This is a genomic window from Oculatella sp. LEGE 06141 (genome assembly GCF_015207605.1).
Classification (GTDB): domain Bacteria; phylum Cyanobacteriota; class Cyanobacteriia; order Elainellales; family Elainellaceae; genus Oculatella.
Genome location: NZ_JADEWO010000020.1, coordinates 19,109 through 39,052 on the forward strand (window position 1 = coordinate 19,109; position 19,944 = coordinate 39,052).

Annotated in this window: 23 protein-coding genes; 10 read left to right on the plus strand and 13 right to left on the minus strand. The window is 51.5% G+C overall.

Going from position 1 to position 19,944, the window contains the following annotated elements; translation table 11 throughout:
* Positions 1–32: 32 nt before the first annotated feature.
* Entirely contained in the window at positions 33–464 is a 432-nt protein-coding gene (locus IQ268_RS15110) for a hypothetical protein (RefSeq protein WP_193880438.1), read from the minus strand.
* Between the two features lie 157 nt (positions 465–621).
* Between IQ268_RS15110 and IQ268_RS32905 the strand changes: the two genes are divergently transcribed.
* On the plus strand, positions 622–744 hold the full coding sequence (locus IQ268_RS32905; RefSeq protein ID WP_255527200.1) for a hypothetical protein: 123 nt from the start codon (positions 622–624) through the stop codon (positions 742–744).
* On the opposite strand, the gene IQ268_RS15115 is transcribed toward IQ268_RS32905, so the two are convergent.
* The 6 genes from IQ268_RS15115 to IQ268_RS15140 all read right to left on the minus strand — a co-directional run bounded on the left by IQ268_RS15115 (position 741) and on the right by IQ268_RS15140 (position 5,692).
* Positions 741–1,988 carry a hypothetical protein gene (locus IQ268_RS15115; protein WP_193880440.1) on the minus strand — a complete coding sequence of 416 codons (1,248 nt, stop codon included), beginning with the start codon at positions 1,986–1,988 and terminating at the stop codon, positions 741–743. The genes IQ268_RS32905 and IQ268_RS15115 overlap by 4 nt on opposite strands.
* Positions 1,989–2,222: 234 nt before the next feature.
* Complete coding sequence (locus IQ268_RS15120; RefSeq protein WP_193880443.1) at positions 2,223–2,705, minus strand: DUF732 domain-containing protein; 483 nt, start codon at positions 2,703–2,705, stop codon at positions 2,223–2,225.
* Positions 2,706–2,879: 174 nt separating this feature from the next.
* Positions 2,880–3,179, minus strand: a complete 300-nt coding sequence (locus IQ268_RS15125; RefSeq protein WP_193880447.1) for a hypothetical protein — start codon at positions 3,177–3,179, stop codon at positions 2,880–2,882.
* 339 nt (positions 3,180–3,518) lie between these two features.
* Positions 3,519–3,680: a hypothetical protein gene (locus tag IQ268_RS15130; protein ID WP_193880450.1), complete on the minus strand. Its 162-nt coding sequence runs from the start codon at positions 3,678–3,680 to the stop codon at positions 3,519–3,521.
* Positions 3,681–3,811: 131 nt separating this feature from the next.
* A complete protein-coding gene (purT, locus tag IQ268_RS15135; RefSeq protein WP_193880453.1) occupies positions 3,812–5,035 on the minus strand; it encodes a formate-dependent phosphoribosylglycinamide formyltransferase in 1,224 nt (407 codons plus the stop codon).
* A gap of 420 nt (positions 5,036–5,455) precedes the next feature.
* A complete protein-coding gene (locus IQ268_RS15140) occupies positions 5,456–5,692 on the minus strand; it encodes a hypothetical protein (protein WP_193880456.1) in 237 nt (78 codons plus the stop codon).
* A gap of 131 nt (positions 5,693–5,823) precedes the next feature.
* Here IQ268_RS15140 and pilM point away from each other — a divergent pair, with 131 nt between their 5' ends.
* The 4 genes from pilM to IQ268_RS15160 all read left to right on the plus strand — a co-directional run bounded on the left by pilM (position 5,824) and on the right by IQ268_RS15160 (position 11,151).
* Positions 5,824–6,939, plus strand: a complete 1,116-nt coding sequence (gene pilM / locus IQ268_RS15145) for a type IV pilus assembly protein PilM (protein WP_193880459.1) — start codon at positions 5,824–5,826, stop codon at positions 6,937–6,939.
* A gap of 1 nt (position 6,940) precedes the next feature.
* A complete protein-coding gene (locus IQ268_RS15150) occupies positions 6,941–7,744 on the plus strand; it encodes a PilN domain-containing protein (RefSeq protein ID WP_193880462.1) in 804 nt (267 codons plus the stop codon).
* Positions 7,741–8,652 carry a pilus assembly protein PilO gene (locus tag IQ268_RS15155; protein ID WP_193880464.1) on the plus strand — a complete coding sequence of 304 codons (912 nt, stop codon included), beginning with the start codon at positions 7,741–7,743 and terminating at the stop codon, positions 8,650–8,652. The genes IQ268_RS15150 and IQ268_RS15155 overlap by 4 nt, the downstream gene beginning before the upstream one ends.
* Before the next feature lie 150 nt (positions 8,653–8,802).
* Complete coding sequence (locus IQ268_RS15160; protein WP_339383340.1) at positions 8,803–11,151, plus strand: AMIN domain-containing protein; 2,349 nt, start codon at positions 8,803–8,805, stop codon at positions 11,149–11,151.
* Here IQ268_RS15160 and IQ268_RS15165 read toward each other — a convergent pair.
* Complete coding sequence (locus tag IQ268_RS15165; protein WP_193880467.1) at positions 11,143–11,322, minus strand: hypothetical protein; 180 nt, start codon at positions 11,320–11,322, stop codon at positions 11,143–11,145. The two genes, IQ268_RS15160 and IQ268_RS15165, sit on opposite strands and share 9 nt — an antisense overlap.
* Here IQ268_RS15165 and IQ268_RS15170 point away from each other — a divergent pair.
* On the plus strand, positions 11,316–12,908 hold the full coding sequence (locus IQ268_RS15170; RefSeq protein WP_193880470.1) for an ELWxxDGT repeat protein: 1,593 nt from the start codon (positions 11,316–11,318) through the stop codon (positions 12,906–12,908). The genes IQ268_RS15165 and IQ268_RS15170 overlap by 7 nt on opposite strands.
* Before the next feature lie 44 nt (positions 12,909–12,952).
* On the opposite strand, the gene IQ268_RS15175 is transcribed toward IQ268_RS15170, so the two are convergent.
* From IQ268_RS15175 to IQ268_RS15185, 3 genes are all read right to left on the minus strand, one after another.
* The gene (locus IQ268_RS15175) at positions 12,953–13,366 is read right to left on the minus strand and encodes a pentapeptide repeat-containing protein (RefSeq protein ID WP_193880473.1); all 414 of its coding nucleotides are present in this window, start codon (positions 13,364–13,366) and stop codon (positions 12,953–12,955) included.
* Positions 13,367–13,662: 296 nt separating this feature from the next.
* Positions 13,663–14,451, minus strand: a complete 789-nt coding sequence (locus IQ268_RS15180; protein ID WP_193880476.1) for a glycine zipper family protein — start codon at positions 14,449–14,451, stop codon at positions 13,663–13,665.
* A 165-nt stretch (positions 14,452–14,616) separates the two neighbouring features.
* Positions 14,617–16,068 (minus strand): SPOR domain-containing protein, encoded by a 1,452-nt coding sequence (locus tag IQ268_RS15185; protein WP_193880479.1) that lies wholly within the window; start codon positions 16,066–16,068, stop codon positions 14,617–14,619.
* Between the two features lie 324 nt (positions 16,069–16,392).
* Here IQ268_RS15185 and IQ268_RS15190 point away from each other — a divergent pair, with 324 nt between their 5' ends.
* Positions 16,393–16,950 (plus strand): DUF721 domain-containing protein, encoded by a 558-nt coding sequence (locus IQ268_RS15190; protein ID WP_193880482.1) that lies wholly within the window; start codon positions 16,393–16,395, stop codon positions 16,948–16,950.
* A gap of 498 nt (positions 16,951–17,448) precedes the next feature.
* Entirely contained in the window at positions 17,449–17,805 is a 357-nt protein-coding gene (locus IQ268_RS15195; protein ID WP_193880484.1) for a hypothetical protein, read from the plus strand.
* Here the strand turns inward: IQ268_RS15195 and IQ268_RS15200 are convergent.
* Both IQ268_RS15200 and IQ268_RS15205 read right to left on the minus strand, forming a co-directional pair.
* Positions 17,777–18,784 carry a TonB family protein gene (locus IQ268_RS15200; protein ID WP_193880486.1) on the minus strand — a complete coding sequence of 336 codons (1,008 nt, stop codon included), beginning with the start codon at positions 18,782–18,784 and terminating at the stop codon, positions 17,777–17,779. The genes IQ268_RS15195 and IQ268_RS15200 overlap by 29 nt on opposite strands.
* Positions 18,785–19,013: 229 nt before the next feature.
* On the minus strand, positions 19,014–19,343 hold the full coding sequence (locus IQ268_RS15205) for a hypothetical protein (protein WP_193880488.1): 330 nt from the start codon (positions 19,341–19,343) through the stop codon (positions 19,014–19,016).
* Positions 19,344–19,530: 187 nt separating this feature from the next.
* On the opposite strand from IQ268_RS15205, the gene petN reads away from it, so the two are divergent.
* Together petN and IQ268_RS15215 are read left to right on the plus strand one after the other, a co-directional pair.
* Complete coding sequence (gene petN, locus IQ268_RS15210; RefSeq protein ID WP_193880490.1) at positions 19,531–19,620, plus strand: cytochrome b6-f complex subunit PetN; 90 nt, start codon at positions 19,531–19,533, stop codon at positions 19,618–19,620.
* A gap of 13 nt (positions 19,621–19,633) precedes the next feature.
* The gene (locus IQ268_RS15215) at positions 19,634–19,777 is read left to right on the plus strand and encodes a hypothetical protein (RefSeq protein ID WP_193880492.1); all 144 of its coding nucleotides are present in this window, start codon (positions 19,634–19,636) and stop codon (positions 19,775–19,777) included.
* The last annotated feature ends 167 nt before the right edge of the window (positions 19,778–19,944 follow it).

Sequence of the window (19,944 nt, forward strand, 5' to 3'; positions counted from 1 at the left end):
CGGAAACTGGCCTTGTACAAGCGGCCTATTCTCTAAAAACTATCACTGGGCGTGCGAATAAAATACTCTGCTGTATTGAGGGCGGGAGAACGATAAAGCACCAGTTCATTGCCACTCGCGAGGGTCAGCACACGATACACCGCTTCGGCTCGCGTCAACTGCTGCTCTCGCGGAATCCCGGCATTTTCGGGAAAGTATCCACCTCGGTTTACAACGGTATAGTTTTGGAGAATCGTTGATGCGGTATTAAAAACGGTCTGAAAGTCTCCAGAGAAATACGGGTCGGCTTGCAGATCAGCTAACATTCCCCTGGAAAGCGTCGTAGAACCTTGATTAGCAAATTCTTGCAATTGAATATACTGCACAACGCCGCGACGCAATTCTGTTTGGGCATGCGCTATCGTTTGCCCTGTAATAGTTGCTGCCAGAATGGATAAGACCAACATTCGACTGCGTTTCAGCATAATAACTCCTCATTCACACATCTATTCAGTAACTAGATCGGATCCATAGTTTGACGCTTGGGCAACCGCTTTAGACAGTACCCAGGCACAATCCAGGGAATAGCGTTTGCAATTAGTTGCGTTAGTTCATCGGTTCAGGAACTAAGCGATCGCACAAATGGCAGTTCAGCCCATTTCAGACCTATCGGTCGCAGGCATCCATAATCTACCTTTAAGCCTGCGGCTCGGCAAGCTAGAGGTACATAAAGAAGGGATTGCAGCCCTCCGTGCGAACGGTTAGTCTACTCTAACCCTGAGGTTGCCATCAAAGTTATCGTATCCAGTCACCGATCCATTCTTCAGCTCGATCGTGCTGTTTCCGTAATAAAAGGTTTCCGTACATAAAGCCGCATTTCGGATCACCTGTGTGGGTGTTCCTTGCACTTTAAATATTGCATTTCGTTCAGAGCCTAGCGTCCAATAATTGCCGTTTATTTGTAATCCGTTTGTGGAAACTGGACGCACAGACACCTTAAGGTTGCCATCAATATTTCGATAGCCAGTCACTCTACCGCTACTCACAGCAACAATGCTATCTCCGTAATAAAACAGTTCTTCGCCCATTAGCAGTTCTTCGCCAACCGAATCAGGCCGAACGATTTGATCAGGGGTTCCCTGAACTCTAAACACCTGCTCACGATTCGAACCTAACGTCCAGGCCGAATCAGGGCTGGCGGATGGAATCGTTGAAGACTCACTGGCAGAAACCCTGAGATTCTTATCAGCATCTTCATATGAATTGACGGTGCCGTTGTTGAGTTCTACTGTGCTGGCACCGTAATACAGCACTTCTCGGCACAGGGAATTGTATTGGGAGACTCGGTTGGGGTCGCCCTGAATTCTCAGGACATCTTCTCGCTTAGAACCAACAGCCCACAAGTTAGCAGACGGAGTGGGAATTGAAGCCTGGACAGATAGTTTGCTTCGAGCATAAGCCAGGTTGCGTTCATACTCTACAACTTTGCTTTGAGCAACAGAATAATTTGGACTAGAGGCTGGCACGTTTTGCATCAAGTCGATCGCCTCACGCCACCAGGTCGTAATGGTAAGCCACTCCTCATCCGAATCAGCCGTTTGGGTTAGCTCAGCCGCACTCATGGCACGGTTCACCGCCCAACGAAAATCTTCAGATTTGGGCGACCCGGTTTGAGCCGGAAATAACCTGGGATAAAACGTAAAGATTGCTGCTGTTAAACCCGCCAAACTGACAAAGCAAAGCGTTCCTAAAGCAATCCAGGGTGGCGATCGCCGCTGCGCTTTGGGCAATGGCACCGTAAAGTAAGGTTCTAATTCGGGGTGAATTCTGCTGCTGTCGGCGCGACCGTTAGTATGACCATTGGCGCGACCGTTAGCATGACCATTACTATGACCATTAGTATGACCATTGGTGCGACCATGACCATTAGAATTACCGTTATATCGGCCATTAGAATGGCCATTAGAGTGTGAACCGTTACCGTTTGAGTGTGGACCTTTACCGTTCATTTCTGCCCCAAATGGTTTCCTTATGTCAGCCCTGATTTTAAGCAGCAACCTTCCAAAGTATCTCTGATAAGCCCCTTAGAAAAAGTGTGCTTTTCTAGTAAATTCCTCACAATCAGATGAAGATTAGATGAAGATGGTACGTATTTGTGACGAATAGTTTGAACGAGTGGTTCTTAGCCTGACGAAACGAGAGAACCGTTACGCATCGAACTAGACGGTTCACTAACAACGGTTTCATCGTCTGCCAATTCGAGAAGCAAACTCAGGACAATAGGTATGAATAGCTGCAACGGTAACAGCTACTTCTACACTGGACGGTAAAGCACCATCGCGCTGGAGCAGTCTTATTTCCTGCATCGAACCGCCTCCAGCCAAAAATGGGCAGACCGAGGTGCCATAATCTATCAATAGCTGAGGATCAATGGTTCTAGTGAAGTCCAATGCGGTTGGGCTAGCAACAGTGACATAATTTTGCCAAAAGCGATCGCCCTCAATGCCAACGGCCAGGCTTGCGGTTCGCTGCTCACGGCAATAATCTACCAGTCTTACAACGTTCCCTGCCGAGTCCACCACCGAACGGCCTGACAACACTTCTGACTCGCAAATTCCTAATGTAGTTCGTCCTGGAACGTATTGTGCGATCGCGGGTGATAAACCATTTGCAGCGATCAATATCAGAGCACTAGTTAGAGCGATCGAACGAAAAGACTTCATCATTCGGAGTTGCAATGGACAAGCTTTAGCCGTCAGGTTGGGAAGCACATCCCCATTTCTATAAGATCCATAACAGGGACGATCTAGAGTCGCCCCTGTTGCGAATCTCATCATAGTTTAACTGCTACTGCTTTCTAAAACTACCGATGAGAACTGAAACATGCTGATTGCAATAGCCTAATCTTCTTCAACATACATCGGCGGCTCAACCGCAAAATTGTTGAGCTGCCCTGCTTCATCTAACGTGTACCCATGAGTGGTTGAAATGCCAGTTCCGTCTTCTTGCTCATTTTGAGCTTTGATGTTCTGTACATTGCGATTAACGTCTGCATTCGAAGGAATGACCTCATCTTTAGCATTCACTCCAACGGTTTGCGCGGTTTGTACAGCCCATTGATCTCCTGGGGCACCACGACCCGGTTCTGCCTCTTTGGGATCACCTGGAGTTGCTGCGTTTCGCTTTGTTTCGTCAGCCACAAAATTCTCCTGTGTAGTACGAGCTTTGTTATGAGACGACCCTATCGCAACTTTTTAATGCTTTGGGTCTGTCCCCAGTAATGAAATGCGGGTTAGAGTATCCCTCCAAAGTATAGGGACGGCCATCAGAAATAAGGAAAAAACCTGGAAGCACGAGTGATGCCCGACAAATCGCTGGCCTACCGTTTTCTCACACGCTGAAGGGCTTAACCGGGCAGGCGCTGTGCCGGGTTAGCATCAAGCCAAACCTCGGTAGCGGCGCAGTTAGCCTTCAAGTCCGTAAGCCCTGGTATTTCTGAGGTCGTTTCTGAGAGCGATCGCGGCACTGCAAGCCTGCATTCATGACTCTGGCAGGCTAGTTTCTTCTTGCTGTCTGGCATCAGCTGCCATTTCTTCAGCCGAGATACCGTCCATCTCAAAGTTATCGGTTGCGTCGGATTCTTGAGTATCTTGCAACGACGTATCATCTAACAGTTCGTCGGTCGAAGGTTTGTCTTGCATAGGTACCTGGTAATCAATTTACTAGAACCCTATCGCGATCGCTCAAGATGCGCGTCTTCCGCCGGGATAGATGTCCTACTAGTAACTCTCCCGCAGGGGTAGAGCAAGCTGATGTATTGCATCACTGGCGCTTAAACCACCACCGATACCTTGGCAGCACAGTCGTTAGCCCGTTGGCGGGCTTCATCTATTGTGGTGCCCAGCGCAAGAGCGACTCCCATCCGCCGATTTGGATAGCAGGTTGTCTTTCCAAACAGCCGTAGCTTACTGGTTGGAATACTCAGGGCTTGGTTCACCCCGGCAAATCGAGGATTATCTCCAGCACTGGGAGCCAAAATTACCGCCGAGGCTCCCGGTTGGATCAGATCAATGGTGCCAATGGGTAACCCGGCGATCGCCCGGACATGCAGCTCAAACTCGGACATCGACTGACTAATCAACGTCACCATGCCAGTATCGTGGGGGCGAGGACTCACCTCGCTGAAGTAAACCGTTTGCGCCTGTCCTGGCTCTCCCTGGATGAAAAGTTCGACACCAAACAGCCCCCACCCCCCCAGAGCATCCGTGATTTTGCGACCGATCTCCTGGCACTGAGCCAGCGTGGCTGTATCCAGCGGGCAGGGCTGCCATGATTCACGATAATCGCCGTTGACCTGAACATGCCCAATCGGAGGACAAAAATGAGTGCCATCGATCGCCCGCACGGTGAGCAGGGTAATCTCAGTATGGAATTTTACAAACCCCTCCACAATTACCCGCGCATTCTTGGCGCGTCCGCCCACATGGGCATAGTTCCAGGCCGACTCAATCTCGGCCTCCGTGCGCACAATGCTTTGCCCTTTGCCCGACGAACTCATCACAGGCTTTACAACACACGGCAACCCTAAAGCAGCGATCGCGGCACGATACTCACTCTCTGTTTCGGCAAATCGGTAAGGAGAGGTGTTGAGCTTCAGCTCATCTGCCGCCAGTCGGCGAATGCCTTCGCGGTTCATCGTTAAATAGGTTGCGTTGGCTGTAGGCACCACGCGCCAACCTTCCTGCTCTAGCTCAATTAACGTTTTAGTGGCGATCGCTTCTACTTCAGGCACAATCAGGCCAGGGCGTTCTCGCTCAATTAAGTGGCGCAGCAGGTTGCCATCCAGCATGTCTACCACATGCGATCGGTGAGCAACTTGCATCGCCGGGGCATGAGCATACGCATCAACCGCAATCACTTCAAACCCCAGCCGCATCGCTTCGATCGCCACTTCCCGCCCCAACTCGCCTGCCCCTAACAGCAGTAACCGTTGAGCTTCAGCAGAAAGCGGAGCGCCCCAGATCTGAGACGCAGGAACCAATGGTGGGATATTCATAAGCAGTATGGGCACACTCTAACCCGTGAACCGTTAGCAAAACCTTAGCAGTCACCATCATGCCCTACTTTGAAGTCTGATTCCAGGTAACAAAAACGATTGGCGATAAACTATAGTCTGACAATGATTGACAGCAAACGAGCCTCCGATTTAAGTTAACCACAACGCCACCATCGTCATCAGGGAAAACAGCTTAAGCTGCGCTTGAAAGTTAAGGGTCTGTTAATCATCTAAGTAAGACAACAGGAGCAAGCGTCTGAATCCGTTGTTTGTCCACCTGCCTCCAGAAAAATGAATTGGATTGTACTGTGATCTGCCTCACACAGTTTGGTAGCTGTACCTTCATTCAATATATTTTTTGATCAACTGTTGCTATTTGCCCAAAAGCGTTTAGTATATTGCCAGAACACGCCTAATTCTTCAAAATGTATCGTCATCAATTCGGTTGGTTTCACAGCCGAAGAACGGGCGATCGACTCTATTAATTTGGGCTGAATCGACACAAACGGAATTAGCCTCCGCCTGCGAGCGATCCTGTCGCTGGTTGGGGCGTGATATTCGCCAGTTTTCCCGATTTTTTTGGCGGCGATCGCTTACGATTAATAGTGCAGTTGAAGCGCAGCCTGGAAATGTCGGCAAAATGTTATTTTTTAACATTTGTATTCTTTTAACAAGTGTGGTAATTCTTCCCTAAATTGGGTACCATGCATTAGCATTAATTGCACTTCAGCAATCGCTGTTAGCTTTGCTCCCTCTTCTCGCCTTATTACGCATCAACGGACAAAACTGTGGTTAGCAGATTCAAGGGTCTACTCTCTAAAAAGACAAAAGGAATCGGTATAGAGTTAACACCAGAACGGGTTAACGTTGCGCGACTAAAAAAGAAAGGACAAGGCTTTCAGTTGATGACGCTGGCATCAGCAGAAGTTCCAGAAGGTATTTTTCAAGAAGGACAAATTCTTGATTCTGCTGGCATGGCACAGATCATCCAGTCGCTTCTAGCAGAGAGCAAAATTAAAGCAAAATATGTAGCCACGGCAATTCCAGGCGGGCGAGACACCGTAACTCGGATTATTCCGGTTCCAGCCGAGCTAGACGACCGGGAACTCCGCGAAATGGTACTCAACCAGGAAGCCGGGTTGTATTTGCCCTTTCCGCGTGAAGAAGCCGATGTCGATTACCAAAAGCTCGGCTTCTTCGTTGATGAAGATGGCATTGAGAAGGTGCAGGTGCTGCTAGTTGCCACTCGAAAGGAAGTTACCGACACGTATGTAAGTACGTTTCAGCAAGCGGGGCTGGCGATCGATGTTTTAGAAATCAGCAGTTTCTCCCTGATTCGCACCATTCGTGAGCAGTTGCGGCAGTTTACGCCACAGGAAGCTGCCGCCATCGTAGACATTGAATATGAAAATACCGAAATCTCAATTGTGGTTGATGGTGTTCCTCAGTTTTCTCGAACGGTGCCCATCGGAACTTACCAGGTTCAAACCGCACTGAGTCGAGCCATGAATCTACCGCCTACTCGCAACACAGAACTGCTCCAGGGCATGACTGTGCCCGTTACCCCAATGGACAGTATTGGTGCGGTTCCCAAAATGGGCGGCACCAATCCCGGCACAGCGGCAATGCTGCGGATCTTGGGAGAGTTGGCCGACGAATTGCGGCGATCGATCGATTTTTATCTCAATCAGGGCGACAACTTAGAAGTTGCTCAACTGTTGCTGGCAGGGCCAGGCGGTTCGATTGGGCAGCTTGACGAATTTTTCTCGCAGCGGCTCAGTTTACCTGCCAGTCAGGTCGATCCGATTTCTGCAATGGCATTACAAGTTGATCAAGATATCGCGGTAGCCCAACGGTCGGGGCTAGGCGTTGTTTTGGGGTTGGGTTTACGGGAGGCATGGTGATATGTATAGTCTCGATATTAATTTCCTGAGCGATCGCACTGAACGCCCTAGCGAACGGTTCGGCCCGCCAAGCAATGTTGTTCAAGAAAGTCCGCGACCACTCTATTTAGGAGTGGCCGTTGGTGTCTTTCTGCTCGGTGCTAGCGTTGGCCTGTGGCTGCTGTTGCAAAACCGCAACGCTGAACTGGTGCGCCAGCAAGCCGCACTAGACAGTCAGTTGGCTGAAGCAAATGCTCAACTGTCGCAAATCGATGCAATCAACACTGAGATTGCCCAAATCGATCAGCAAAATCAGGCATTAGCAACGGTATTTGATCGCATCAAGCCGTGGTCGGCCATCTTACAGGACTTGCGCGATCGGGTTCCTCCAGGAGTGCAGGTTAACCAAATAGCCCAGGAAGAACCACCGCCAGCCGCCGCTCCAGTGGCACCCGAAGATCCGAGCCAACCCGCTCCAGCGGCACCCGAACCACCGCCGTCCACAATTCAAATTACTGGAAACGCCCGCTCGTTTAACGATGTCAATGATTTTCTGCTGGTCTTGCAGCGATCGCCATTCCTGGATGCCCAGGAAACCAGATTGGTGACCGCTGAGCTAGTAGACAACCCTGCTGATGTTGAGTTTTCAGGAGAGACATCGGGCAACATTGAAGTAGATCTGCCGCAAGTCGTGGCGTATACGATCTCAAGCCAACTGACCCCCATCCCGGCATCGCAGCTTTTGCAAGATCTTGAGCGAACGCTGTCAGTTGGGTTAGCCACCAGGATTCAAGCCCTTCGTGATAGAGGAGTTCTACAACAATGACAGTCGGCGGAGATTTCGTTCCAGCGGGGCCTAACGATTATGAGGTTGCCCCGACTTACCCCACCATTTTTGGGTTAACTCTAACTCCCACGGTTAGCGGTGTTTTGATTGCGTTGCTGGGGTTAGCCGGAGCAACCTATTTACTGCTTAACCTGGTGCGACCCGCCTGGGAGCAAAATCAGGTGCTGCGTCAAGATGTTGCAACCAAGCAAAGCCAGCTTGTCGATCAAGCAGAAACCCAGCGTCGCATTCAAGAGGCTCAAGAGCAGTTGCGCCAGTCGAGGCAACTGCAAGCTGATGTTTTAGCACTGTTTGCAGATAAGCAAAGCCTGGACACTCTGTTAATTGACTTAAATGAACGGGTTCAAGCTCAGGGAGCTACTCGAGGAGGAAGGGCAACGCTCGTTAGATTTGAATCCACTACACCTAATCCCGAGGTGGTGACAGACAGTTCCCTGGGACAAGCGGCCAACAATCTGTTGGCGCGACAGGTTTACAACATTGCGATGGCAGGCAACTACGCTCAAACGCAGTCCATCATTCGCAACATTGAACGACTGCAACCGCTGCTGGTGGTTCGTGGGTTTACCTCTGAGCTGAATACAGAATCATCGGTGATTGTGCTTGATCCACGGGGTCGAGTAGTGCCTACTGCCCAACCGGAACCGCGAATTACAACATCATTTCAGCTCATTGCGATTCTCCCTGCTTCAGAAGTGAACCCAACAGCACCCTCAGCAGATGCGGCAACGGCGGCACCTGAAGCAGAAGCATCCCCGGCACCAACGGACGGGGCGGTGTCTCCCACACCAACGGACGGGGCAGCGTCTCCCGCACCAGCAGACGGGACGGCGTCTCCCACACCAACGGACGGGGCAGCGTCACCATCGCCATCCCCTGCCAATTAGTGGATTAGCCGCTGGGTATAGCGTTGGATGAATCGGTTGCAGAATGTTCGGTCAGCAAAGGATGCCTAGAGGTCGCAGCATGTAGATGAATTGGATTCGATCCCGGTTTTTCTAAATATCAATTTCGCCCGGTTGAAGGAGGAGTGAATTGTGAGAAGGCATTTTGGATTCAGTGGGATAGTTGGCAGTGCAGCGGTGGTCGTAATGGCGGCACAGGCGGCAACAGCCGCACCAACCCAGGTGACTAATGTAGAGGTGAACCAAACCAATGGCGGAATTGAGCTTGTTCTACGCACTCAAGCAGGCGATCGACCGCAAATCTTCACGGTCAGCCGGGGCAATACGCTGGTGGCAGACATCATCAACACTCAGCTCACGCTAGCAGAAGGCAACGGGTTTCTGCAAAACAACCCGGCTCCTGGTATTAGCTCTGTCGTCGTTAGCCAGCTTGACTCTAACAGTGTGCGGGTGACGGTGGCCGGAGAGGCCAACGCCCCCGCAGGTGAAGTCAGCCAGTCGGGACGAGGAATTGTTCTTAGCTTCAATCCAAACGGCAGTGAAGCAGCGCAAGCGGCTCCATCGAACCCAGGCCAGGGCGCAACGGCTCAGGCTCCTGCCCCGGCTCCATCGCCTCAGGCACCGCTTCCCACGGCTCCAACGCCAGATGTAGTGGTTCCCAATCCAGAAATTTCAATTGAAGGTGTTCCGTTACCGGGGACGGCTCCAAACCAACGCCTAACACCACCCCTGGCACCGAGGGCGATCGCGCCACCGTTGGGGGATATTGCCGTTTCAAATATTGATGCCTCTCCAGAAGCGATCGATCTGGGCACGGGAGAACGGGTACCTCGCCTGGTATTGCGCGATGCGCCAGTGCGCGATGTCTTGTCTCTACTGGCTCGGGCGGCGGGTCTTAATGTGGCTTACATTGGCGAAGACGTTGCCAGTGAAGGGCAAGAGCAGCAGGTGGTTCAACAACCGGGGGCGGTTCAGGAAGTCAGAATCTCGCTGGATATTGAAAACGAACCGGTTCAGGATGTCTTCAATTACGTGCTGCGGGTGAGCGGTTTAGAAGCCAACCGCACAGGACGAACCATTTTTGTCGGGCCGCGTCTGCCCGATGATGCTCGCAACGTGGTGGCTCGGACGCTGCGGATGAACCAGGTGAATGCAGCAGATGCGGCAGGGTTTTTGACAGCTCAAGGCGCAGAAACTCAGATCACGCGCGATCGAATTGAAGTTCAAACCTTTGGAGAAGGGGCTGCCGCTCGAAACGTTGAAACATCGACTCCTGAGGTGATTGCGCTGCGTGCCTCCGGAGGGGACGGCCCCTTGTTGCTGCGTGGCCTGTCGGTGGTGACCAATGCCCGACTCAACACGATTACGCTGGTGGGCACACCGCGCAAAATCGAAATTGCGTCACAGTTGCTGTCTCAGCTTGATCTGCGTCAGCGTCAGGTTGCCATTAACGTCAAGGTGGTTGATGTCAACTTGCTGGCTACCGAGGACTTTAGTACCAGCTTCTCCTTTGGGGTGGGCGACAGCTTCTTTGTCTCTGATGGTGGTGCGGCATCCTTCAACTTTGGCGATACTCGCCCCCCCACAACAGCCATCACCAGAAACAGCGTCTTGAGCGCACCGGTTACGGCTACCCCTTTCCCTGCGACCGACGATGAGCTAGGCCCGTTCTTTGATGCTCAGCCTGATGCGCCGTTTGGCAACTCAACAGGGAACCCTTCACCGCCGCTTAGCCCCAACTTCCCGTTTGGGCAGTTGCCCCGTGCGCCGTTTGGCACCGACGAGAACCCGCTACAGCCAGGGATCACTGAGATAACGGAAGACGGGATTGAGATCGGTCTACCGCAACTGTTCCAGTATCCCACCCGCTTTTTGGCTAGCTTGCAGGCTCAGGTGGTAAGCGGCAATGCCAAAATCCTGACTGACCCAACCATTGTGGTACAGGAAGGTGAAACGGCTACGGTTCAGTTGACGCAACAAATTCCAACTAACATCATTACCACCTTCGATGATGAAACGGGTCGCTCGACAACGCAGCTTCAGCTTGAAGATGCGGGCGTGATTCTTCAGGTCAATGTCAACCGGATTGATGATAACGGCTTCGTGACGATGGCGATCGCTCCTACCGTATCGGCACCATCCGAATCGCGGAACTTCCAGGACACACAGATCACGCTGCTGGCAGAACGAACCTTGCAATCCGGGCGGCTGCGCGTGCGGGACGGCCAAACTCTGATTGTGTCTGGCATTATTCAGGAGTCGGATCGAACCACGGTATCAAAGATACCCATCTTGGGTGACATCCCGATTCTGGGGGCGTTGTTTAGAAGCACCAACCGAGAAAATCAGCGAAATGAGGTCATTATTCTGCTGACCCCTCAAATCTTGGATGATTCTGACACTTCTGGATTTGGTTACCAATACACACCCGGACGAGCCACTCAAGATTTCCTCCAACAGCGAGGCGTGCCCTCACCGTAAGTAGCCTTGAAGCGATCGTTCTGCATGGGGCGATCGCTTTTTAGTAGAGTCGAAGTTGGTCAGCCATAGCAACTTAAAAATAGGAGAATTAGGGAAGGTCAGGAACAAGGCATTTCTTAGCTGCTGTCTTGTTCTATCTTCGACATCAAAGGAGTGATTTAGGTATGTCAACCGCTGATAAAGCTGGTAACAGCCGCAACGAGGCGAGGGGAATTGTGGTTGACTCCCGTCGCCTTCGCTCGTTTAGAGATCACCTTAGCGCAGCCGACCCCGATGACTATTACCGTATTCGGCTGAGGCGATCTAGCCTGCTGGGTCTCGTTGTCACAGATTTACAGGCCAACGCCAACCTTGAACTTCAGAACCAAAACGGTAGACGCATTGCTCTGTCTAACGCTCCTCGACAGTTTGCAGAATCGATTAACGTTAGTTTAGAGCCGGGGATTTACTATATCCGGGTCTTTCGGGTCAGGGGAAACACAAACTACAGGCTCAGGATCGGTGTGAACGATATTGGCATCCAACCAGATCCAGACAATCCAGACAATCCAGACAACCCAGACCCTCCAAGTGGAAGCCCATCGACCGGCAGGAGAGCCACCTTAGTTAGAGATATTCTTGACGGCCCTTTGGGGTCAAATCCAACCGATCTGGTTGATGCGAATGGCACCCTATTTTTTGCCGCTGACAACGGTAGTGATGGCCGTGAATTATGGCGCAGTGGCGGTTCTTCTGCCACAACCCGGCAGGTTCGAGACATTGTTTCGGGACCGCTAGGATCGAACCCTGGCAGTCTGGTCAATATTGATGGCGTTGTCTACTTTGCCGCTGAAGATGGCAATAACGGCAGAGAACTTTGGCGCAGCGACGGCACCACAGCGGGAACGGTGCAAGTCCGAGATATCTTAGCCGGACGGCAGGGTTCAAACCCCTCCAATTTGGTGAATGTGAATGGGGTGCTTTACTTTACTGCTGATGGTGGAAATGGGCGAGAACTGTGGCGTAGTGACGGTACCACATCGGGAACCGTACAGGTGCGCGATATTTTGCCGGGTTCGATCGGGTCTGATCCCTCCAACCTGGTTAATGTTAATGGCATACTCTTCTTCGCTGCTAACAACGGTCAGGATGGGCGAGAGTTGTGGCGCAGCGATGGCACCGCAGTGGGAACAGTGCAAGTGCGCGACATTTTTGCAGGTAGCCAAAGCTCTAACCCATCGGGTTTGGTCAGCTTCAATAATGCCGTTTACTTTGCTGCCGATAATGGCACCAACGGACGAGAGTTGTGGCGCAGTGACGGCACTGCAGCAGGAACAACGCTGGTCAGAGATATATTTGTGGGGTCTCCAGGCTCCAATCCTGGCAGCCTGGTCAATGTTGATGGCACCCTATTTTTTGCAGCTCAAACGGCAAATGATGGTCGCGAACTCTGGCGCAGCGACGGCACCACAGACGGAACCGTACAAGTGCGCGACATTTTTTCTGGCGGACTTGGATCTAATCCGTCTGATTTAGTGGCCGTTGGCAGTACGCTTTATTTCGCGGCAGAGGATCGCACTGATGGTCGCGAACTGTGGCGCAGCAATGGCACTTCAGCAGGAACGGTGCAGGTTGCTGATATTGTTCGGGGGAGCGGTAGCTCTAATCCGTCTGAACTGGTGAATGTTGGCGGTACGCTGTTCTTTGCCGCTGAGGATGAAGAGAACGGTCGCGAACTGTGGCGTTTTCGACCACCTGGTTCAGCGACAGCGGGCTAACCTTCAGTATCTAGCACCTTTCAGGGGATGCGATCGCCAATTAATCAATGGGGAGGAATCACGGCCTCGTCACCCAGGTGGGTGCCAGTGAGGTTAGCTAAGAACAAATTGGCATCCGTCAGGTTAGCATCGCTGACATTCGCATGGGTTAAGTTAGCGGTAATCAATTTTGCACGGGTCAGGTTGGCATTACCCAGATCCGCCTCTGATAAATCGGCACCTGTGAGGGTGGCATCAGTCAGGTCAACCTCAGTCAGTTTGGCCTGATTCAGGTTTGCCCCTTCCAGGTTGGCATGGCGTAGGGTCACTCGCGTTAAGTTAGCACCCGTCAAATTGGCTCGCCTCAAGTCAACATCGCTCAGGTCAAAATCAACCAGCGTGATGCCGCTCAGATCCGCATTACTAAACTCTCTTTCTCCGGCTCGGTAACGACTGAGCAGTTCTTTGGCTCGGCTCATGGTGTTTCCTCTCGCTGCGTCGCAATATTGAAGAACTCTACTAGGATGGTGACGGATTTGCCAGAGTTCTTCGTCTACTGAGAGATACAAATAATTCTCGTCAGACTTAATTCCGTTCCTTCTACAGCAGTTCTCAATCGAGTCAGCCACCGTCTCGCCAAGATGGGGGTGGGGTGTAGTATTTGGTTTGTGGTGAATGCAAATGAAAATGGCTGTAGGTTTAGGAGTTGTGAAATCGATCGCCTGCCCTGCTCAGTTTGAAACGGTAGCAGGATAGCACCCGTGAGCCGTTCTCTTTACAGTTTGGTCGATCGCTTCTGCACAGTTTGCTCAACGTGGTGCCAGGCCGCTTGAGCGGCTAGCCTTGCGCTTTCCCAGGCCAAAATAGAGCCAACGGAGCCATTAGTCTGACGCTCGTACTCATGCTGAAGTTCTGGCTCAACTTCGTCGAAGGTTCGCCCGGTACTGCGGTAACGAGTATAGCCGTCGTATCCCACTCGAAAAGCAGGTTGATAGACCTCATAGGGCGATGCAGAAACGTAATAAGGCTGTACTGTGTAGTGATTGTGCCAGTACTGATCTTCGCTATAGCTTAGCGTCATGCGATCGGCTCTGTCCCAGGCATCACGAACAGCATACTTCGCTTCATCCCAGGTCAAATCCGACTCTTTGATCTGTGATTCATAGTCACGTTGTAGCTCAGATTCAACGTCATCGTAGGTTTGCTTTGACTGATGATAACGGCTATAGCCCTCATATCCAGTGCGATAGGCCGCTTTGTAATCTGCATACGTTCGTCCCAGCCTGACATAAGGACGAGACGCACACTGCTCTTGCCAGTAAGCGTCTTCAACAGCAGGGTTAACCGCATCCGATGCCCCCTTGGCGACAAATCCACCCACCACACTGCTAACCGCCCCAATAACTGCTTCTACGGCTTCCGTTGCGGCAGCACTTAAGCCAGTTTTGGTGGAGTGAGCCTCAGGCATCTCTACTGATGCATCAGCAGGAGCATCAACAGGAACCTCAACAACATCCTGTTGAGATCCTTTACTCTCGGCTAAATCCTCTTTGTTTTTCTCCATTGTTATCCTGTCTTCTCTTAACCAGTTGGAATTGATTCAACCTTAACTGGCTACCTAGAAGCGCACGATCTTCCCTGAGTTTGAAGTCAATTAGATAGAAGTATTGCCAATCGCTGATGGCTCGTCTGACTCTTGCTCGTCTGGATTATGTCGCTTGCAACCGGATCATTCGTCAGCGCGGTACACCTCGGCAGAGATGCCCTGCTCAGACAATTCACGCACTAAGTCTGCTGCCCCTTCTTGGCTATTAAATGCACCCGCCTGAACCCGCGCCCCGTTCGAGAAATTACGCACATAAGCATCTGGAACGGCTTCGCGCACCTGCTCCAGGCTGCGATCGCTGCTAAATTCCGTGACAACATGGTAGTACTCTTCTTGAACCGGAGTGGGGGTGGATGGTGCCGCTACTACGGGAGGAGGCGAAGCCGGAACGGACGCGGGAGCCGCCACAACGCTGGGAGGAGGAGCAATCCGAGCGGGTGGTGCAGGCCGACGCGACTCTTGAACGGGTGCAGGCTGAGCTGGAGCCGGAGCAGACCGAGCCGGAGCCGGAGCAGACCGAGCCGGAGCTGCTGCCACCGGAGGAGCCGATCGCACCGGAGCTGGAGCCACTACAGCAGGTGCTGAACGTGGAATAGGAACCGTTGGCAAATCAGCCGGATTTTGCGCCGCCACAGCTCGGTTGGTGGTCGCCTCTGGCGAGGCAGCAGGCGCTGGTGCTGCACCAGGAGACGGTTGGGCAGGGCTAGGCGATACAGACGGCTGCACGTTTCTGTCGGCTGGCAAGGTGCCTAAATTACTCAGACTCAAATCGACAAACTCTTCGCTAGCCAGGTTGGGCGAGTTGGGTAACACCGAATTTCCGGAAGCACCAACAGCCTGACCCGATGCGGTTTCGCTTGCCACCTCCGATGTGGAGCGATCGCCAAACAAGGATTTCAACCCAGCCAGATTTAAGCTAGAGGGATTCATGATGAGATAGCCCAAGGTCGCGCTAGAGAGCAACAACAGCAGCATTGAGCCAATTCCCAGAGGAGTCAGCAATGTATCTAGCAATGCGGGTTCTTGCTCTGCTCGAAGTTCTTTCTCTTCGTCGGCCAGACTTCTTAGCAGTTCCTCTGAAGAGGCCAGGTAATCATCGGGTTCGGCTGTTCCTGGGTCTGGCTGTGCTAGGTCGTAGGACGGGGATTGGTGAACCGTAGCCAGATTAGACTGCAACTGGGTTTGGCCGATTGGCTCAGCCTGAGCCTGAGCTGGCACCGATGAGGTCGCCGCCAGTAGCGCTAGTTGCGCTGCTGGAACCGATGGTGATGCAGCACTCGTCGATTGCCATAGGTCTTGCTGGGAACCGTCATCATCAGCGATCGCCGTGTGAGAAGCTGCCCGTGTTGGATTGGGCAACTGTAACCGTCCTGCCGTTGCCGCCGCGCCTGCACGTTGTGGCGGACGGCTGCGTCCACGACTGCGGGGGGTGGGGCGATCGTCCCGTCGCCGCCGATAGAGCGCCAATTCCTCCTCTAAATCAACATCCAGGCTGTCAAACACGCCTTGCAATGCTGGATGCAAAGTCGGTACGTCTGATAGATCAGGAGAAGATTGAGGGGAACGTCGGCGCATGGCAAGACTCCTGTTAGTGTTATCAACACGGAATTAAATGTCGTCAATATTCATTGACCGGGCAGCTAAATTTAGATCAGGGTACCCATTCTAACGGGACTATCTTCTAACGGGACTATCAATTAGGTGCAGCTTGAAGCAATGCTCGGTGCGTACCAACTTCATTCTTGCCACCCTAGTCGATAACCATCAAACCATCCTTCTGCTTTATCGTTGTTCTGCTTTAGATTAAAGCTTATACCATGACCATTTGGTCATAGTTTTAGCGTAAAACCTGCCGTCAGTCACCTGTTTTCATCCCCTTAATTATCCTCTATTTGGATCATGGTTCTTCAATCACTACAACACGCTCTCGGTTTCTTGGAACATCATGACAGTTGGAAAGCCCGACGACGCTTCCAGAAACTCTTGCTGCAATGGGCAGAGGTGGTAGGTTCTGCGGTCGCTACCCAAGCGCAGCCCCTTTATATCCAACGCCGTGTGTTGTACGTTGCTACCTCTAGTGCGGCCTGGTCTCAAACTCTTATGTTTGAACGACAGCGCATTCTGGCAAAGTTGAATGCATCTCTATCAGCATCAGACAGCCTGACTGACATCCGCTTCTCAACGGCTCAATGGCAATGCGATCGCCCAGCCGCAGGGGCGATGGAAACTGAGCATCTTTGGTATCAGCATCCCAGTCGCTTGCCAAAACCTGCGGCAGGCCAGCCTCTTTCTCGACCTGAAAGCAACGATCCGCAAACAGCATTTCAGGGGTGGGCAAAGGCAGTTCAAGCTCAAACCAAGAACCTGCCGCTTTGCCCTCAGTGCCAGTGCCCTACCCCTGAGGGTGAACTTAAACGCTGGTCTGTCTGCTCTCTGTGCGTTCCAAAGCAGTGGTAGCCCTGCTGATGCCATCAACACAACACGCACCCTGAATACCACGGGAAAAACACTGAGAATTAAGCGTTACTCTACCTGCTGAGTTGGTTTAGACCCGTGTTTTTTCAGACAATTTTGTTACGTTTTTGTTGTATTCTGCAATTTTTCGCTACAACTCTCTCATTTAACTCCAAGAAATATCCAATTAATAATATAAGTTCATCCCATCGGTTGAAGCGCTAAAAAAACCAATTTATCAGAAATTCTGGCTTGTGGTTTAAGTTGATCCCCGATGTCTTCGGAGGGAAAGCAGTAGAGTTAGCCAAAATGCACTAAATGAATTTCCCGTCGCTATTTGTATCTAAACCGTAACAAGAATCTGAAGACAATCTAAATAGCCCCTGGGTATGGGGATCGTCAGGAATTATGCTCTACAAGGGTTTCGAGCTTATTCCTTTCCTAAAACAGAAAAAGCCGCAGATGAGAATGAGGGCAACAATTACATTACAAGTACCCTCTATGAGAACTGAACAGTTGATCGTCTCGGCCTGTCGTCATTGCCAGTTCTTCGAAGGTGAAGGACGACGGGGTGGTCAATGTCAGCAGTTAGGAGTGCCAGTTCAGGGGGGGTGGAAAGCTTGCTCTTTGGCGATCGCGCCGTTTGCACCAACCTGGGAAACACTGAGGGAAGCCGTAACGTTAAAACAGAAAACGTTACCCTCTCAAGAATTGCCGCTTCAAGAACTGCAACCGCTTCGTAGTTCAATTTCTACAGAACGCATTGTAGAACGCATTGTAGAAAAATCTCATATTCCATCTGCTCAGTTAGCAATTCCGTCAAGATTGGCTACTGCAAGCGGGATGCTCGATGAGTGAAGGTGAAGTTGATGACGAGTAACTCATCCGTAATTTCAGGCGGAAACGGTGGAAATGGAGCCGCTGCCGATATCGCTTGAAACGCCGTCTGGTCTGCGGCATCCGAACTGGAGGACTGTACCAGATTGAGGTCAACCAATTCTCCAAAACGGTTAATAGTAAATCTAACTTTTGTCTCATAGGTGCCATTGAGGCTAACCTGCCGCCAGTTCTGGTAAACCTCGTGGGTTACGGTTGCTTTGTAGGTTCCCAGCACTGCATCCCGTTCTGCATCTAGCCCCACTTCATTCGGTGCCGAACGGTTTGGATTCGCAATTCCATCTAAACCGCTTCCTGCCTGAATTGGCAGCGAAGGTGTCTCATTAGAATCAGGAGCGACTGTAGCAGAGAAGGGAGACAGTGCCGCATCGAGTGTGGTTAGCGGCAGTTCTGCATCCAGACTGGGATCTGGGGAGGGTTCCAACGGCTCGGCTGCATCGAGCAACGGTAGGGACTGAGAATCTGGTGGTTGCGCTGGTTCTGGAGCAACAGGAACCGAGGGTTTACTGATCGGTTCTGAGACGGCTGCTTTAGGAGCAGCACTGGTGGGGAGCAGCGTACCCGATGCGACGGGTGGGGCAACTGCTTGCGGCGGCTGGACAGCATCAGGAGGCGCGATCGCCCCGACTGCTTCTTTTCCACCCGGTTTTCCCGCGTTGGTGGGCAGTTCAGCCTTGTGTTCTCCGCCCGCTGCTGAGTCAATTGCAGACTGTCGCTTTGTTTCGGCGGGTGGCTTTATGCTTGGTGCGTCTAAATAAACAAACTCAACCGGAATAGACGATTCGGCATCAAGCTTGGCTTCCTCAACCGCATCTTGCCACAACGCCAAGCCTGCCGTAATCAAGCCCAAATGAAAGGCCACAGCCGCCGCTAAACAAAGCAGGAGGCGATCGCCTCGTTGAGCTGTAAACTGCAACCGATATTTTTGAGCAAGATTCATAAATCAATGCCGACTCAACGGAATCGAAGGGCTAGTGTAAAAGGCTACGAATAGAAAGGTTGGACGATGCAGCTTGATACGTTTTACAGCATTCCTGTAATTACTCAGTCTTGCCGTATCTAAACCAACTGGAGCGACTACTGAGGGTCAGCATCCAGAGGAATGGACACCGATCATTTCGTCATTTTGCCATCGGCTCATTTTACTGTCCGTCTAAATCCTGATCTGTTTAGCATTCCCCCGTCAAGTAGTTGTTAGCAACACTCAGGCTGGCGATAACGATGGCTTGCCCCATTGACTTCAGTGCCGACCGTCTATCCATACAGCAGTTCTCAATTGAGTAAGCCACAGTCTCGCCAAGATGGGTGTAGGGTGTAGAGTTTAAGGCGTGGTAAATGCAAATGAAAATGGCTGTAGTCTGCTGTTGCGGGTGAAGGCGCTTTGCTCCCTGGCGTTGCTGAATAGACACCTGCATCGTTGAGCGGTCATGCCTCTGATTGCCACTCGAACCGTCCCCTAAATTTCCCAATTCTGGGAAATTTAGGGGCGAATGCAGCACATTTGATCCTTACTAAAACATCCTCTAAGCGATTTGGAATCCCCAAAATTGGAAGGTGGGGCAAGATGCAGAATTTTGAGCTGGCATATAGGAAAGAGTTAGCACAGCCGTCTTCAGTGCAGAGGTGTCCGCTTTGAATTATGATTAAACCTGTATTGGTTATCAATCATCCGTTTCAACTAACGTCATGGATATTTTGAGTTTAGGCTGGGTTTCGCTGTTAGTAGTCTTCACCTTTTCCATTTCAATGGTGGTTTGGGGTCGTAACGGTTTCTAGTTTAGTGCTGAGCATGAATTTTGAGTCTATAGCCCTAAGCATCTTAGCTGTCCTGGCCTTTGGACTACTGTTTGTAGTGACAGGCGGCGTGCTTTATCTAACCAACGTTGAGTGGCGCGATCGCCGTCGCCAAGAACGCGAAAAGAAAGGACGGTAATGTCCAGTCTGCGTTTGCTGTTTGCCAATTGTTAGGCTTCACAAGAGCAAGGCAACAGCTCACCACAATCAAGCCCATTCGACAGCCAACCTCTCAAATGGTTGTACGGTTACACAATGCCCATTTTTGAACAACGTCGTTCAAGTGGGCTTTTTTCATACCCTATG